The 16,405-nt window shown below is 71.3% G+C and carries 12 protein-coding genes and 1 pseudogene; 2 read left to right on the forward strand and 11 right to left on the reverse strand.

Annotated elements, in window-relative coordinates; translation table 11 throughout:
• Window positions 1-225: 225 nt before the first annotated feature.
• Window positions 226-1,596, reverse strand: coding sequence for a bifunctional glycosyltransferase family 2/GtrA family protein (locus tag FHG10_RS17380; RefSeq protein ID WP_152354632.1), 1,371 nt, complete (start codon window positions 1,594-1,596; stop codon window positions 226-228).
• Window positions 1,593-3,896, reverse strand: coding sequence for a glycosyltransferase family 39 protein (locus FHG10_RS18415; RefSeq protein WP_152354633.1), 2,304 nt, complete (start codon window positions 3,894-3,896; stop codon window positions 1,593-1,595). The genes FHG10_RS17380 and FHG10_RS18415 overlap by 4 nt, the downstream gene beginning before the upstream one ends.
• Window positions 3,897-4,035: 139 nt before the next feature.
• Between FHG10_RS18415 and FHG10_RS17390 the strand changes: the two genes are divergently transcribed.
• Together FHG10_RS17390 and FHG10_RS17395 are read left to right on the forward strand one after the other, a co-directional pair.
• Window positions 4,036-4,281, forward strand: coding sequence for a hypothetical protein (locus FHG10_RS17390; protein ID WP_152354634.1), 246 nt, complete (start codon window positions 4,036-4,038; stop codon window positions 4,279-4,281).
• Window positions 4,282-4,348: 67 nt separating this feature from the next.
• Window positions 4,349-5,284, forward strand: coding sequence for an alpha/beta fold hydrolase (locus FHG10_RS17395; protein WP_152354635.1), 936 nt, complete (start codon window positions 4,349-4,351; stop codon window positions 5,282-5,284).
• Between the two features lie 93 nt (window positions 5,285-5,377).
• Here the strand turns inward: FHG10_RS17395 and putP are convergent, their stop codons facing one another.
• From putP to FHG10_RS17440, 9 genes and pseudogenes are all read right to left on the reverse strand, one after another.
• Window positions 5,378-6,946, reverse strand: a complete 1,569-nt coding sequence (gene putP, locus FHG10_RS17400) for a sodium/proline symporter PutP (protein ID WP_152354636.1) — start codon at window positions 6,944-6,946, stop codon at window positions 5,378-5,380.
• A 167-nt stretch (window positions 6,947-7,113) separates the two neighbouring features.
• On the reverse strand, window positions 7,114-7,596 hold the full coding sequence (locus FHG10_RS17405; protein ID WP_152354637.1) for an NUDIX domain-containing protein: 483 nt from the start codon (window positions 7,594-7,596) through the stop codon (window positions 7,114-7,116).
• A gap of 10 nt (window positions 7,597-7,606) precedes the next feature.
• Entirely contained in the window at window positions 7,607-9,007 is a 1,401-nt protein-coding gene (locus FHG10_RS17410; RefSeq protein ID WP_193636375.1) for an MFS transporter, read from the reverse strand.
• A gap of 342 nt (window positions 9,008-9,349) precedes the next feature.
• Window positions 9,350-9,885: pseudogene (locus FHG10_RS17415) on the reverse strand (RpiB/LacA/LacB family sugar-phosphate isomerase).
• A gap of 148 nt (window positions 9,886-10,033) precedes the next feature.
• Entirely contained in the window at window positions 10,034-11,749 is a 1,716-nt protein-coding gene (locus FHG10_RS17420) for a dihydroxyacetone kinase family protein (RefSeq protein ID WP_152354638.1), read from the reverse strand.
• Window positions 11,750-11,815: 66 nt separating this feature from the next.
• Window positions 11,816-12,598: an SDR family oxidoreductase gene (locus FHG10_RS17425; RefSeq protein WP_152354639.1), complete on the reverse strand. Its 783-nt coding sequence runs from the start codon at window positions 12,596-12,598 to the stop codon at window positions 11,816-11,818.
• 46 nt (window positions 12,599-12,644) lie between these two features.
• Window positions 12,645-13,991, reverse strand: coding sequence for an RbtT/DalT/CsbX family MFS transporter (locus FHG10_RS17430; RefSeq protein ID WP_152354640.1), 1,347 nt, complete (start codon window positions 13,989-13,991; stop codon window positions 12,645-12,647).
• Between the two features lie 173 nt (window positions 13,992-14,164).
• Window positions 14,165-15,160: a D-ribose ABC transporter substrate-binding protein gene (locus FHG10_RS17435; RefSeq protein ID WP_152354641.1), complete on the reverse strand. Its 996-nt coding sequence runs from the start codon at window positions 15,158-15,160 to the stop codon at window positions 14,165-14,167.
• Window positions 15,161-15,225: 65 nt separating this feature from the next.
• Window positions 15,226-16,386 carry an ABC transporter permease gene (locus FHG10_RS17440; protein ID WP_227488356.1) on the reverse strand — a complete coding sequence of 387 codons (1,161 nt, stop codon included), beginning with the start codon at window positions 16,384-16,386 and terminating at the stop codon, window positions 15,226-15,228.
• Between the last annotated feature and the right edge of the window lie 19 nt (window positions 16,387-16,405).

Here is a 16,405-nt window from a genome sequence, read left to right on the forward strand (position 1 = left end):
CTACCACCGAAACTGACTATTAGATTAACCGGAGCACCCAACCCCCATCCGAGAAACCCGAAACAGTGTTTCCGATCCCCCGAACCTGTCGGCCGGGCACGAGGTAATAACTTACGCACCCCGAGCCCCCACGTCAACTCCACAGCCCCAGGTCAGAGCGTGTTCTGCACCACGTGACGTGGGGCGCTCGGGGTCGTTCGTGCGTGACGAGCCCCCAGGGCGTCGTCACACGGTCGGGGCGGGTCCTGTTCGTCGGCCGCTCGCGGCGTCGTGCGCCGCCGTGGTCCCGTCCCTGCGCCACCGACGCATCACGCCGAACTTGGTGACCGTCGCGATGACCATCGACCCGCCCAGGATCACCGTCTGCACGGCGGTGGGGGCCTGCGGCCACGTGCTGTCGAGGAGCAGGAGCGCGCCGGCGCTGAGCGCCCAGGTGAGCGCGAGCAGGGCGAGCCCCTGGAGCTGATGCCACAGCGTTCCCTCGCGCTCTCGGATCCCGAAGGTCCAGGAGCGGTTCGCACTCGTGTTCACGATCGTCGCGACCAGCAGCGCGAGGATGTTCGCCGTCTGGGCCCCCGTGCCGAGCAGGCCGTGCAGGGCGGCGAAGCCCGCGAGATGCAGCAGCGTGCTCGCGACTCCCACCGCGGCGAAGCGGATGACCTGCCCACCGGTCTGGCCCGAGGGCATGGTCCGTCCCAGACGCGCGCGGATGCCGTCGATGCCGAGCTCCCCCGAGCGCAGCGAGCGTCGGACCCGCAGCACGCCCCGGATGTCGTCGAGGGCCGTCCCCACCACGTCCACCCGGGAGTCGGGATCGTCGTACCAGTCGACGGGCACCTCGTGGATCCGCAGCCCGCTGCGCTCGGCGAGCACCAGGAGCTCCGTGTCGAAGAACCAGGCGGGGTCCTCGACGAGAGGCAGGACCTCCCGGGCGACGTCCGCCCGGATCGCCTTGAACCCGCATTGGGCATCGGTGAAGCCGGCGCCGAGCGCGACCGACAGCCCGGCGTTGTAGCAGCGGGAGATGAACTCGCGCTTGGTCCCCCGCACCACGCGTGACGAGCGGTGCAGGCGGGTGCCGATGGCGAGGTCCGAGTGCCCCGACATGAGGGGCGCGACGAGGGGCCAGAGCGCGTCGAGGTCCGTGGAGAGGTCGACGTCCATGTAGGCGAGGACGAGGGCGTCCGACGCGGACCAGGTGGACTTGAGCGCCCGCCCGCGTCCCTTCCTGTCCAGGTGGACGGCGCGCACGCGATCGGGCATCCGCTCCTCCAGGTCGGCGGTGATCTGCCGCGTCCCATCCGTGCTGCCGTTGTCGGCGACCGTGATCCGGAACGGGTACGGGAAGGTCGAGCGCAGGTGGCGGTCCAGGCGCTCCACGCACGCCTCGATCGTGTGCCGCTCGTTGAGGACCGGGACCACCACGTCCAGCACCGTGGTCCCGGGCTCCGCGCTCACCAGGGGCCGGTTCTGGGGCTGATCCTGGGGTGTCTGCGCCGAGGGGTCGTGGCCCCCTGCGCGGGAGCCCGGGGCGGTGTCCGTGTCGTCGGCCCCGGCGGAGAGGCTGCCCGCGCTTCGTGCGAGGTCCAGGGTCATGACGCCTCCTGCGTGCTGGTGGAGCTCGAGACGGGCTGGGTGAGGTCGTAGAACGTGGAGTCGCCGATGGTGATCTCCTCGTAGTTCTCGCTCGCCCACTCGACGATCTCGCTCGCGGAGTCGGAGCCGCCGTTCTGCTGGCCGAAGCCGCTGCTGGCGAGCAGGTAGTGGATCTGGCCGTCCTCGACGTACTGCTGGAACTGCTCGAGGGTGGGGCTCGGGTCGGATCCGTTGAACCCGCCGATGGCCATCACCGGCTCCTCGGTCGCCAGCTGCATGCCCGCGGCGCTCTGGCTGCCGACGGCCGCGGCGACCCAGGTGTACTGATCGGCGTCGGCGGTGAGGGCGTCGACGACGTCCTGGTCGGGCTCGGTGGCATCGAGCAGTCCGCTCATGCCGCCGCCCCCGCCTCCGCCGGGCCCGCCGCCCATGGCGCCCTCGGCGCCGCCGGCCGACGGCATCTGGCCCTGCTGCGACTGGCCCTGCTGGGACTGGCCCTGCCGGGACTGGGAGGACTGGCCGGGAGGAGTACCCATTCCGCCCTGGCCGTTCTGGCCCTGGCCGTTCTGGTTCTGACCGTTCTGGCTCTGGCCCGTCGTGCCCTGCCCGGTCCGGCCCTGCCCGGTCTGGCCCTGGCCGCCGGGGAAGCCCTGGCCTCCGCCGGGCCCGCCCTGACCGCCGCCCTGGCCTCCCGGGCCTCCGCCCATGCCGCCGGGCCCGCCGCCCATGCCGCCCATGCCGCTGGAGACCGTCGGCCCCGCGGTGATGATCGAGCCCGTCTTGGCCGTGGTCACCGTGCTCACCGCGTAGGCGGCCTGGCCGGCACCGGCGCTCACGATCGCGCTGGCCAGCAGGGTTGCGAGCAGAGCTCTGCCCATCCGGTGGGCGAAGAGCACGCCGAGCGCGGCGAGGATGCCCGCGGCGAGGACGAGGATCGCGAGCCACTGCCCGTACTCCGTCTGGCGCTGCAGGAGCGCGAAGCCCCAGATGCCGGTGGCGAGCGCGGCGAGCGCGAGTCCGATCCTGGCGAGCCAGGTGCTGCGGCGCCGCCACAGCTCCCCTGCTCCGGCGCCGACCATCACGGCGATCGCGGGCGACAGGGCCACCGTGTAGTACTGGTGGAAGATCCCGGCCATGAAGGAGAACGTCAGGAAGGTCGCGAGGAACCAGCCGCCCCACACCATGTGGGAGGCCCGGCGCATGTCGGTGCGTGGAGCTCGTCGGCCCATCCAGAGCGCGAGCACCACCAGGATCAGCGCGGCGGGGATGAGCCAGGAGATCTGACCGCCCAGGTCCGAGGAGAAGAGCCGGGCGAGGCCGGTCTCGCCGGAGGAGGGGCCGCCGCCGCCCACGGATCCGGTCTCCTCGCCGTTGATCCGTCCCAGGCCGTTGTACCCGAAGGTCAGCTCGAGGAACGAGTCGTTCTGGGAGCCGCCGATGAAGGGCCGCCAGCTCTCGGGCACGAGCTCGACGATCGCGACCCACCAGCCCCCGGCGACGACGAGCGCGCCGACCGCAGCGAGCAGGCCCAGCACGCGTCGGCGCCAGGTGGTCGCGGCGAACAGCATGAAAGCGAGCCCGAAGAAGGGCACGACCAGGAACGCCTGCAGCGTCTTGGTGAGGAAGCCGAAGCCGATGAACACGCCCACCAGGGCCATCCAGCGGATCGAGCCCTTCTCGATCGCGCGCAGGGTGGCCCAGGCGCCGAGCGCCATCAGCATCACCAGCAGCGCGTCGGGATTGTTGAAGCGGAACATGAGCACCGCGACCGGGGTGATCGCCATCGCGGCGCCGGCGACCAGGCCGGCGCCCACGCCGAAGTACCGCTTCACGGTGCGGTCCACGAGGAGCACGGTGCCGATGCCCATGAGCACCTGCGGCAGCAGGATCGCGATCGTGTTCAGCCCGAACAGGCGCACGGAGAGCGCCATCAGCCAGAGCGAGGCCGGCGGCTTGTCCACGGTGATCGAGTTCGCCGCGTCGGAGGAGCCGTAGAAGAACGCCTTCCAGGACTCGGACCCCGCCTGCACGGCCGCCGAGTAGAACGAGTTCGCGTACCCGTTGGCGCTGAGGTTCCAGAAGTACAGGACGCCGGTCGCCACGAGCAGTCCCAGCAGGGCGAGGCTCGCCCGCGGGGACTCGTCGAGCACTCGGCTGCGCACGGCCTCGAGCCGGTGCGTGGGTGTCCCGGTCGCCGTGCCCGGGCTCGCTGCCCCGTCGACGGCGGGCGTCGTCCGATCGTCGGGTGAGGCCCCGGGGCTCGAACCGTCCCCGGTCCGCTTCTCATCGGTGGTGGTCATGGGCGGGAAGACTTCCGGCCGGGCCTATGGATCTGCTGTGCCCCGGGCATGGCGCGCGTATGTGCCGGGCACCTCACCTCACCGCCCGGCGACAGCACGGTCACAGCGGATCCATAGCCCCTCGGGCGAGCGTCGTGGCATGGACATGATCGTGACCTCGATGACCGCCTCCGTCCACGTCGTGCAGGAAGCCGCGCAGACGACGACCGAGCAGGCCCCCGCCGATCCGGCCCCTGAGCCCACGACCTCGCCCGCGCGCACCCCCGTGGCCTGGGCGGGTGCGAAGCCCGCCATCGGCGCGGCGCTCGCGGTCTCCCATGAGCGGCGCTCCGAGGAGCCCCGTGCGGATCGCGCGGACCGGCACCGGCGCACCCTCGAGCCCTGAGCCCCGGAGCTCGTCGCCCCCGGCGGGCTACGCTCGCCTGAACCGCATCCCCGCCGAAGGAGACGAGATGGCCCTGCACGAGTTCACGTTCCCCTCCCGCAACGGACGCGACGAGATCCATGCCTGGATCCACGTGCCCGTGATCCCGGCGCGCGCCGTCGTGCAGATCGAGCACGGGCTCGGCGAGCACTCGCGGCGCTATCAGCGGCTGATCTCCCGTCTCCTGGATGCGGGGATCGTGGTCGCGGCCGACGACCATGCCGGTCACGGGGCCACGGCCGTCGCCTCGGGCGTCTGGGCGGACACCGGCGAGGACGGCCTGGAGACCGTGGTCGCCGACGAGGAGACCCTCCGCGAGAAGGTCGTCTCGATGTTCCCGAAGCTGCCGTACGTCGTCTTCGGCCACAGCTGGGGCTCGATGATCGCCCGCGCGCAGGCCGCGCGGCACCCGCAGGGCCTCGCCGGGCTCGTGCTGGGCGGGATCGCGGCGCGCTGGCGTGCGATCGAGGAGTTCGACCGCCATGCGCTGGTCCGGGCGATCGGCACGGGCGACGGAGCGGACACCGGCGGGTCCTTCCAGCCGCGCCTCTTCGACGGCTTCCTGGACCGCTACGAGGATGTGCAGGGGCCGACGGACTGGGTGGCCCGGGACCGCGACGTGGTGCGCGACCACGGCTCCGACCCGCTCAACGGCTTCGGGACGCCCATGTCCCTGCGCTTCGTCCGGGACTTCGTGGGGCTCTACGACGAGGCGAACGCGCCCGAGTGGGCCGCGCGCATCCCCCGCACCCTGCCCGTGCTGATCCTCTCGGGCGACCAGGACCCCGTGGGCGGCTTCGGCGAGGGCGCGTACGCCGTGGCCACCTCGCTGGTCGAGTCGGGGACGCGCGATGTCACCACCCGCGTGTACACGGGCTTCCGCCACGAGGTGCACAACGAGCCCGAGATCCGCGACGAGGTCGCGGACGAGATCGTCGCCTTCGCGGAGCGCGTCGCCGACTGACGACGCACCGCAGCCTGCGAGAACGCACGAGGGCGCCGCATCCGTTCAGGATGCGGCGCCCTCGTGCAGGTGGCCTGCGGACCGGGCCGGGCGTCAGACGCTCGGCGCGGCCTCGGGGGCCTCGTCGGCCGGCTTCTGCGCGATGGTGCCCGTCTTGAGGGAGGCGACCATCTCGTCGAACTGCTCGCGGGCCCTGGCGGGCGGCGCGGGCGTCACGAGCGAGACGACGACCGCCACCAGCAGGTTGAGTACGAAGCCGGGGATGATCTCGTAGAGGTGCTCCCCGCCGAACAGGTTCCAGGCGACGTCGGGGGCCTCGGCGCCGAGGCCGCCGCCCCACCAGAACGCCACGATCGCACCGACGATCATGCCGGCGAGGGCGCCGGGCATCGTCAGGCGGCGCCAGAACAGGCACAGCAGCACCAGGGGCCCGAAGGCGGCGCCGAAGCCGGCCCAGGCGAAGGACACGAGGTCCAGGATCGAGCTCGAGGGGTCCAGAGCGAGCAGCGCCGCGATCAGCGAGATCACGAGGACGCCGGCGCGTCCGCCCCAGAGCTTGGCCGCGGGGCCGATCGAGCGGTTGAACGCGCCCACGATGTCCTCGATGAGCGCGGAGCTCGTGACCACGAGCTGGCTCGACATCGTCGACATGATCGCGGCGAGCACCGCGGCCAGCAGGATGCCCGCGAGCAGCGGGTGGAACATGATCTGCGCGAGGTCCAGGAAGACGGACTCGCCGTTCGTGGTGTCGGTGAGCAGGGCGTCGCCGTTCTGCTGGAAGTAGGCCAGCCCGGCGAGGGCGGTGAAGATCGCGCCGAGCACGCAGATGATCATCCAGCCCACGCCGAAGGTCGCGCCGTACTTCGCGTCGCGCGAGGAGCGCAGCGCCATGAAGCGGACGATGATGTGGGGCTGGCCGAAGTAGCCCAGGCCCCAGGCGAGCGAGGAGATCACGCCGATGGCCGTCGCCCCGCTGGTCATGGAGGCGAAGTCGGCGTTGACCTGGCGCACGGAGTCGAACATCTCGGCAGGGCCGCCCACGGAGAACATCGCGACCGTGGGGACCACGATGAGCGAGATGAGCATGATGATGCCCTGGACGACGTCCGTGTAGGTCGCGCCGAGGAAGCCGCCGAACAGTGTGTACAGCACGGTGATGCCGGCGACCAGGAGCATTCCGACGAGGTACGGGCCGCCGAAGAAGGACTGGAAGAACACGCCGCCGGAGACCATGCCGGAGGAGACGTAGAAGGTGAAGAACACCAGGATCACGAGCCCGGCCACGATGCGCAGGGCGCGCGTGCGATCGAACAGACGGTTGCCGAAGAAGCTCGGGACCGTGAGGGAGTCGTCGGCGATCTGCGTGTACTGGCGCAGACGCGGCGCGACGAGGATCCAGTTGAGGGCCGCACCGACGGTGAGGCCGACGGCGAGCCACGCCTCGACCAGACCGCCCATGTAGAGCGCGCCCGGCAGGCCCATGAGCAGCCATCCGGACATGTCGGAGGCGCCCGCGGACAGGGCCGCGGTGAAGGGGTGCAGCTGGCGACCGCCGAGGATGTACTCGTCGCCGCCCTTGGTCTTGCGGAAGGCGTAGAAGCCGATGCCGAGCATCGCGAGGAAGTAGATCGCGAGCGCGATCAGCTTGAACGTGAGGTCCATTGCCGTGCCGTTCTGATCGGGGACAGGGACAGGGATGCCCTGCACGGTAGCGGCATAAGGAGGCGCGCGTCACCGCGATGCCCCCGTTCTCCCCTGCTTCGGACCACCGCGGCGCCTGTGAGACGCCTCGCGATCACGACCGGATCTTCCTGGTCACAGCGATGTGATCACGGCGCGAGCAGATCGACCTCGCTGTCTCCGCGCAGCACGGCGAGTCCCCGCCTCGCACGTGATGCGCCCCACGGACCGAGCAGATCGAGCTCTCCCTCGTCGGCGAGCATCCAGTCGTCGAGCTCCGCGGCCTGCGGGACCACGTCGGCCTCGAGCCGCGCGGCCGGCACGACGCCCGCGTCGAACAGGAAGTGCGCGCCCATCGGCGCCCCGACCCGTGCGCGCGAGGGCATCCAGTGCACGGCGAGCAGGCGACCGATCGGCAGGTCCAGGCCGAGCTCCTCGCGCACCTCGCGATGGGCGCACGCGCGGGCGTCCTCCCCCGGGTCGACGCCCCCGCCGGGCAGCAGCCAGTGGTCGCGGTAGTTCGGCTTCTCGATGAGCACGCGGCCGTGCTCGTCGCGCAGGATCACCGCGCCCGAGGTGATGACCTTCGGGAGGGAGTCGAAGTAGACGGCATCGGGGAGGAGCTCGTTCATGGCGCCATCCTCACAGACCCGAGCGTCCCGAGGGCGCCGCCCGCCGTGCGCCGAGCGCCCCCACGAACGTGGCGAGGCTGAGTGCGATGAGCACCAGCGCGGGGTGCCACCAGGCCTGGCCGGTGGCGCCGCCCAGCGCGGCGGTGAGCAGCGGGACGAAGCCGCTGAGCGTCGCCGCGATCGCGTAGGCGAAGGCCAGCGCCGAGTACCGGAAGCGTCCTTCGAACAGGTCGTTCATGAGCCCGCCGAGCGCCGCCCACGACATGGTGGGCAGGACCCCGCCGATCACCATCATCGCGACCAGCACGCCGAAGGTCGCCGAGGGCAGCAGCGCGTACATCGGCAGGGCGATGAGCGCGGTGCCGAGGGCTCCGATGCCCACCACGCGGGCGGAGCCGATGCGGGTGGCGAGCAGGCCGAACAGCGGGATCGTCACGAGCTGCAGGAGGGATCCGATGGTGGTCGCGGTGAGGAGCTGCAGGAAGGGGTAGCCCAGCTGCTCCGCGCCGTAGTTCATCGTGTACGTGTTCATCAGCGAGTACGAGCCGATGCCGAGGAGCGCCGAGAGCACAGCGGTCCCCAGGGCGAGCGGCCGCGAGCGCAGCATGTCGAGCACGGGGACGCGGTCGCGCGAGTCGTCGGACCGCATCCGGGTGAAGACGGGCGTCTCGTCGACGCGCAGCCGCAGGTACAGCGAGATCAGCAGCAGCGGGAAGGCCAGCAGGAACGGCACGCGCCAGGCCCAGGCGGCGATCGCGGTCTCGGGCACGGCGGCGATCAGCACCAGGTAGACGGCGGCCGAGAGGATCGAGCCGACAGGCGATCCCAGCTGCGGGATCGCCGCGTAGAGGGCGCGACGCAGGGGCTTCGCGTGCTCGGCCGCCAGCAGCACCGAGCCGCCCCACTCGCCGCCGAGAGAGAGCCCCTGGGCGAGGCGCAGCACCACGAGGCCGATCGCGCCCAGCCAGCCCGCCTGCGCATAGGAGGGCAGCAGGCCGATGAGGCCGGTGGCGACGCCCATGATCCCGACGGTCCACAGCAGCGTCGCGCGCCGGCCGAGCCGGTCGCCCATGTGCCCGAACACGATCGCGCCGAGCGGCCGGATCACGAAGCTCACCGCGATCGTGCTGAAGGAGGCGAGGGTCGCCCCGGCCGGCCCCAGCGGCTCGAAGAACAGCGGGCCGACGAAGAACGCCGAGAAGTACGCGAACAGGTAGAAGTCGAACTGCTCGAGAGAGGTGCCCACGAGCGAGGCCCAGGTGACCCGGCGCGCCTCGCGGGAGTCGGCGGGTCCGGTCGAGGGGGCGCCGGCGGCGGGCCGGGTCGCGGCGCCGGTCGCGGGGGCGACCGTGGCTTCGGTCGTGGCGTCGGTCGTGGGGACGCCGACGGGCCGGGTGGGATCTGCGGGCATGGTGCTCCGTTCACGGGTCCCGTGCCGGGATCGAGCACAGGTCAGGTCACCCTAAGCACGCGGGGCCCGCGGGCGGACGCCCGGGCGATGTGGGCCACAGGGCGCACGGCGCCGGATCACACGGGGGCCGACACGGAGCGGCCGAGCCTCAGGATCGGGCCCCATGCACGAATGGTCAGGTTCCGTGCCAGAACATCGCGCTCCTGGCACGGAACCTGACCATTCGCGGACCCGCTGTGATCGCGGGGCCCGCTGTCATCGCGGGGCCCGTGGTCGGCGCGCGGACCGGCTGCCATCGCGGGGCCCGCGGTCGTCGCGGGCCGACGACCGCGGGACCGGCCGTCAGTTCTCCTCGAGCGACCCGTCGTAGGCGCAGATCGCGTCGACCTTCGCGGCAGACGACGAGCTCGGGTCGAACTCCAGATCCAGCCACACATCGACCAGGGCCTTCGCGGACTCCAGGCCGATCACGCGCTCGCCCATGCACAGCACCTGCGCATTGTTCGACAGCACCGAACGCTGCACCGAGTACAGGTCGTGCGCCGTCACCGCGCGGATGCCCTTGACCTTGTTCGCCGCGATCGAGACCCCGAGGCCGGTGCCGCAGACCAGCAGCGCACGGTCGGCGTCACCGGCCGCGACCTTCTCCGCCGCGTCGACCGCGACGTTCGGGTAGTACGTGCCGTCCTCACGACCGGTGACGCCCACGTCGGTCACCGACGCGACGCGCNGTTCGGGTAGTACGTGCCGTCCTCACGACCGGTGACGCCCACGTCGGTCACCGACGCGACGCGCTCATCGGCCTCGAGGACCTTCTTGAACTCCTCCTTGTACCCGTATCCGGCGTTGTCCCCGCCGACGACGATCCTCAGTGCCATGTTCTGCTCCTGTTCCTGCTCGCGATGCGAGCTATGGGGTTCGAGACGATTATCCGTGCAGCGCTGGGCGATGGCCCCGTGAGGTCCGACAGGCCGACTCCCCGTCCGCCCGACGCCCCGTCCGCCCGGCGGCCCGGACACGCAGTGCTCAGGCGAGCTGCTCGCCCAGTCGCGCGACGATCCGCGAGAACGAGACCGCTCCCGGGTCGGGCGTGCCCACGGACTTGTCGCCGAGCACGCGGGCGCGGCCCAGGTGGGCGGCGATGTCGCTGGTGCCCTCGGCGGCATCGGCCGCCGCCTCCGCCGCCGTGGAGATCGCGGCACCGGCGGCGGAGAGGTCCGAGGGGGTCCCGGCGGACTCGAGGGACTCACGGAAGGGCACCATCGCGTCGACCATCGTCTTGTCGCCGACCTTCGCGCCGCCCAGACGCTCGACGGCCTCGATGGCCTGCACGATCCCGGCCACGAGCTGCCCGGGGGTGACCGCCGAGTCGTCCGCGAGCGCGCTGCCGAGACTCGTGAGCGCCGCACCCCAGAGGGCGCCGGAGGTGCCGCCGGCCTCGGCGGACCAGGCGGAGCCGCCCTGGACGAGGACCGTGCGCGCGCCCGCTCCCCCGTCGGCCGCCTTCTTCGCGGCGGCACGGGCGGCGCGCACGCCGAGCACCATGCCCTGTCCGTGGTCGCCGTCGCCGGCGACGGCGTCCATCTTCCCGAGCTCGGGCTCCCATTCCTCGAGCTTCTCCTGCAGGTCCGCGAGGATCTCCACGATCCGCGCGGCGCTGCCGCGGGAGTCCTCGGACGCGTCGGGGATGGGGTCCTCGCCCGGGGTGTAGACCTCGCCGCGCTCCTCGCCGGCCGGCCCCTCGACGACCACGCCGCGGCGGAAGGCGGGGGTGTCGGCCGGAGCGAGCCAGAGCTCCTCGAGCTCCTCGTCCAGCCGCATGACCGTCAGGGACAGACCGGCCATGTCGAGGCTGGTCACGTGCTCGCCCACCTCGGGGCGCACGATGGTCAGGCCGGCCTCGCCGAGCATCCGCGCCACGTGCGCGTAGACGACGAACAGCTCCTCGTACTTCACGGTGCCCAGGCCGTTGAGGACCACGGCCGCGCGCGTGGAGTCGAGCTCGGGGGTCTCGGCGAGGACGCCGTCGACCAGGCGCCGGGCGAGGTCCTCGGCGCTGGGCATGTCGACCTCGTCGATGCCGGGCTCGCCGTGGATGCCCAGGCCGATGGCCATCTTCCCCTCGGGCACGTGGAACAGGGCCTCGTCGGCCCCGGGGATGGTGCAGCCGTCGAAGGCGACGCCGAGGGAGCGCGTGGCGTCGTTCGCCTTCCAGGCGAGGCGCTCGGCCTCGGCGATGTCGGCCCCGGCCTGGATGGCGGCGCCCGCGACCTTGAAGACCACGAGGTCGCCGGCGATGCCGCGGCGGTCGCGGTGGTTCTCCTCGGAGTTCGAGGCGATGTCGTCGCTGACCTTGACGATACGGACGTCCACGCCCTCGGCGCGCAGCTTCTCCGCGGCGACGCCGAAGTGCAGGACGTCGCCCGCGTAGTTGCCGAAGCCGAGGATGACGCCGCCGCCGTTCTCCGCGTTCCGCGCGACCGAGTACACCTGGTCGGAGGAGGGGGAGGAGAAGATGTTGCCGCACGGGGCGCCGTGGGCGAAGCCCGGGCCGACCCAGCCGGCGAAGGCCGGGTAGTGGCCCGAGCCGCCGCCGACGACGAGCGCGACCTGGCCCTCGGGCGTCGCATCCCGGCGCACCACGCCGCCGTGGACCTGCGTGAGCTCCTCGGGATGGGCGGCGACGAGGCCCTCGACCGCGGCGGCCGGGAACGTCTTCGGATCATCGAACAGGTAGGTCATGGGGTGGTCTGCTCTCTGCGAGGGAGGAACGGATCAGGGCTGTGCTCGGGGCCGACGGCGGCCGGCTCAGGCGGCCGTGTAGCCGCCGTCGACGCTGAGGATCGAGCCGGTGACGAAGGTGCTGGCCTCGGAGGCGAGGAAGACCGCGGCGCCGGCGAGCTCGTGGGGCTCCCCGGGGCGCTTCATGGGAGTCATGAGGTTCCACTGGTCGATCTGCGGACCTCCCTCCTCGTAGAACCCACGGGTGAGCTCGGTGCGCATGTAGCCCGGCGCGATCGCGTTGACGCGCAGCCCGCGCTCGGCCCACTCGCAGGCCGCGGAGCGGGTGAGGTTGTGGACGGCGGCCTTCGAGGCGTTGTAGGAGGCCTGCTTCTGCGGGATGTTGGCGATGATGCCGCTCATGGAGCCGGTGTTGATGATGCTGCCGCTGCCGCGCTCGAGCATGTGACGGGCCACGGACTGCATGACGTGGAAGACGGCGTCGAGGTTCAGCCCCATGACCGCGCGCCAGTTGTCCTCGGTGACCTCCTCGAGGGGCTGGTGGATCGTGCGTCCCGCGTTGTTGAGCAGGGTGTCGATCTTCCCGAGGTCGGCGACGACCCGGTCCACGAGCGCGTCGACCTCGGCGGGGTCCATGACGTTGCAGTGGTAGTAGCGCACGGTGCGGCCGGTCACCTCCGCGAGCTCGGCGGCGGCCTTCTCGCCGGTCGCGTCGTCGATGTCGGCGAGCGCGAGGTCGCTGCCGTGATCGGCCAGGCCCTTGGCCATGGCGAGGCCCAGGCCCTTCGCGCCGCCGGTGACGAGGGCGACGCTGCCGCTGAGATCGAAGAGGTCTGTGCTGGTGGACATCGGTGGTTCCTTCCGTGGGATTCCGGGGACTGCGTCGCGACGGAGGTCAGTCGTCCAGGACCGGGCCGTGCAGTCGCGGCTGGTGGACCTTGAGGAAGAAGGTCATGGTGAAGGCGCAGGCGTAGAGCAGCACGAACGCCCAGACCACGCCGACGTTGCCGCCCCACGGGCGCACGATCGCGACGACCGCGCTGCCCAGGAACGTCGCGCCGCCCGCGGCGGTCGTGTACATGGCCATCGCGGCGCCCTTCTCCTTGGGGGCGATGGCCGGCATGATCGCGCCCAGTGGCACGAAGCCGGCGAGCAGGATGCCGAAGACGGTGCCCGCGGCGACGGAGACCACGAAGCCCCAGTCGGAGCCCGCCGGGACCATGTGCGGGACGTACCACCACAGCAGCAGGCCGATGGCCGAGCCGACGATGCCGAACCAGCGCACCGTCTTCACCCAGCCGACCTTGTCGCCGAGGGCCCCGAAGGCCGCGTTGAACAGGATGTTGCCGGCGTAGACGATCGTGGTCATCACGAGCCACTGGGACTGGCTCCAGCCCAGGCCGCCCTGGTCGGCCGTCCCGTAGATGACGTTGGGCAGGATGATGAACATGCCGAACTCGGGCGCGGTGTTGATCAGGCGCGTCAGGAAGCCCATGGCGATGCGGCCGTTGGTGAAGGTCAGGCGCAGCCCGGAGAGGATCACTCCGCCCCCCGACTCCCCCGCGGGGGCCAGGCGGCGCGAGCCGTGCTCCTCGTGGACGCCGAAGCGGGCGATGAGGAAGCCGATGAGCACGATCACCGTCGAGGCGAGCATCGTCCATTTCTCGCCGCCGTAGCCGTCGCCGAAGGCGGGGATCAGGAAGACGGCGACGAGCGAGCCCAGGGTGGGCAGGCCGCCGGTGAACATGACGTAGAACCAGCCGACCGCGGCGCCGTTGCGCTCCTTGTCCACGACGTGGTTGATCCACACCAGGAAGGCGAAGGCGAACAGCGGGAAGCCGAATCCGCGCAGGAAGTAGCTGGCGCCGACGAGGAACGTCGACTCGAGCTGCAGGGACCCGAGGAACGCGAGCTCGAAGACCACCCAGACGCCGAAGCCGATGGCCATCACGCGGCGCGGGCCGATGAGATCGGAGAGCGCGCCGGCGAGGTAGGAGCCGACGAGCACGGCGAGGCTGTACATCGCGATGATGGTCGCCGCGAGGTTGGTCTTGTCGTCGCCGCCGCCGAAGGTGTTCGCGATGTGCGGGGAGACGAAGTTGGACTCGACGCCGTTGCCGGTCATGAAGACGAGCACGCCGAGGAAGCCCCAGCGCAGCGGATGCGGGATCCCGAGCCGATCGAGGAAGGACTCGCGCTCGCCGCCGGTCACGGGGGGAGCTGCCGGGTCGGCTGCGCTCATGGGGACACTCCTTCGTGTGGGTCACAGGCTCGGCGGCGCGCGCGGGGCGCTGCCGTCGTGACAGACACTAGGGACCCACCCGAACATACGTCAAGCACAAATGTTCGGACCGCGCAGGGCTGAGCGGTCCGGGTGCCTGCGCGTGCGCCCGGACCGCTGGAGGGACCGCCTCCTCAGCCGCTGTAGGTGAAGGCGTCGGTCATCTTGTCGACATTGTCCTCCGTGATCAGGATGCAGTCGAAGGCCTGCTTCTCCTGCTCGGGCTCGGTGCCGTCGGCGACGAGCGCGTGGGCCATCTCGACCGCCTTCGCGGCGAACTGCGCGACGGGCTGCAGCACCGTGTAGGCGAGCTCCCCGGCCTTGATCGAGTCCACCGCGTCGGGCGAGCCGTCGAAGCCGCCCACGACGATCCCGTCGAAGGCGTTCGCCTCCTTGAGAGCGGCGATCGCCCCGAGCGCCATCTCGTCGTTGCCCGAGATGATGCCGTCGATGTCCGGGTGCGCCTGCAGCAGGGACTGCGCCTTGTCGTGGCCCTTGGTGCGATCCCAGTCGGCGACCTCCTGCCCCACCTTCTTGAGGTCGGGGTACTGGGAGATCGTGGTCTCGTAGCCGTTGGAGCGGGTCTGGGCGTTGTTGTCCGAGGGCAGCCCGAACAGCTCCACGTACTTCCCCTTCTCCTTCATCCTCTTGACCCACTCCTGCGCGCCGATCGCGGCGCCCTGAGCGTTGTTGGAGACGAGCTGGGACTTCGCGACGCCGGCCTCGTTGACCTCCGCGTTGACGAGGAAGACGGGGATGCCCGCCTGGTTCGCCTTCTTGATCGTGCCGACCGAGCCGTCGGCGTTGGCCGGATCCAGGATCAGCGCCACGGACTTGTTCGAGATCGCCGTGTCCACGAGCGTGTTCTCGGTGTTGGTGTCGCCCTTGTGGGCGCCGACGGTGGTCGTGTAGCCGAGCTCCTTCGCCTTCGCCGCCGCGACGTCGCCCTCGGTCTTCCAGTAGGGGTTCGAGGGGTCGTTGACGATGATCGTGATGAGCCCGCCGGCCTTGCCGCTGCCGCCGCTGCCGCCGTCCGAGCCGGAGGCGTCGTCCGATCCGCTCGAGCAGGCGGCGAGTCCGGCCGTCGCGGCGCCGATGCCGAGAGCGGTCAGGAAGATCCTGCGTTCCATGGTGGGTGTCCTTTCCAGGGGCGCGCGTCCGACGCGGACATCGCGAGAGGGGATCCGGTCGCGGGTCACGACCGGTTGTCAGGGGTGTCGGGGGAATCCGGGGCCGACGGCGAGGCGTGTGCGGACGGCTCCGCCGTGTCGGCCTTCGCCGGCTCGTCGCCCTTCGCCGTCCCCGGCGCCGCGCCGAAGCGTCGGCCGCTGCGCCCCGGCCGGCCGTACTGCAGCGAGTTCAGCAGCACGGCGATCACGATGACGGCGCCCACGAAGACCGTCTGCCAGTAGGCGGAGACGCCGATGATGACGAGGCCGTCGGAGAGGAAGCCGATCACGAAGGCGCCCAGCAGGGTGCCGCGCACGGTGCCGCGGCCGCCGGAGAGGGCCGCGCCGCCGATGACGACGCCCGCGATCGCGGTGAGCTCGTAGGTGTTGCCCGCTGTGGGGCTCGCGCTCGTCAGGGTCGAGGCGAGGATGAGGCCCGCGACCGCCGAGCACAGGCCCGAGACCACGTACACCCACACGGTCACCGTGCGCACGGGGACGCCGGAGAGCTGGGCGGCGCGCTCGTTGCCTCCGGTCGCGTACAGCCAGCGGCCGAAGGTGGTGCGCCCCAGCACGAGGGCGATGACGGCGGCGACCACGACCATGATGAGCACGCCCACGGGGATGCCCAGCAGGCGGTTGAAGCCGAGCCATTCGAAGCCCGTGTTGCCCAGCGACTCGTCGCCCGAGAGGTCGTTGACGGTGCGCCCGTTGGTCATCAGCAGCGCGGCGCCGCGCACGACGTAGAGCATGCCCAGGGTCGCGACGAACGGGGCGACCTTGAACTTCGCGACGAGCACCCCGTTGACCAGGCCGATGAGCGCGCCGAGGGCGACGGAGACGAGCACCGCGACGGGCACGCTCGGGTACAGGGTGACGCCCAGGAAGTGCAGGGGCACGCCCTTGAGCAGGAAGCCCGCGATGACGGCGGTGCAGCCGAGGGTCGAGCCCACGGAGAGGTCGATGCCGCCGGTGAGGACCACGAGCAGCATGCCCAGGCTCAGCAGCGCGTAGATCGCGACGTGCGAGGCCATGATCAGCACGTTGTCGATCGTCAGGTAGTTCGGGGAGAGCAGCGAGAACACCACGATGATGAGGGCGAGCGCGAGGAACGCGCGGCCCTCGACGAGCAGCTTCGAGATGTCGAGGCCCCGTCGGGGTGCTGCCGTGGCGGTGGTGGAGGTCATGGGAGTCATCCGTTCGCGG

Origin of the sequence: Brachybacterium subflavum (genome assembly GCF_009299795.1) — a bacterium.
In the GTDB taxonomy this organism is placed as follows: Bacteria; Actinomycetota; Actinomycetes; order Actinomycetales; family Dermabacteraceae; genus Brachybacterium; species Brachybacterium subflavum.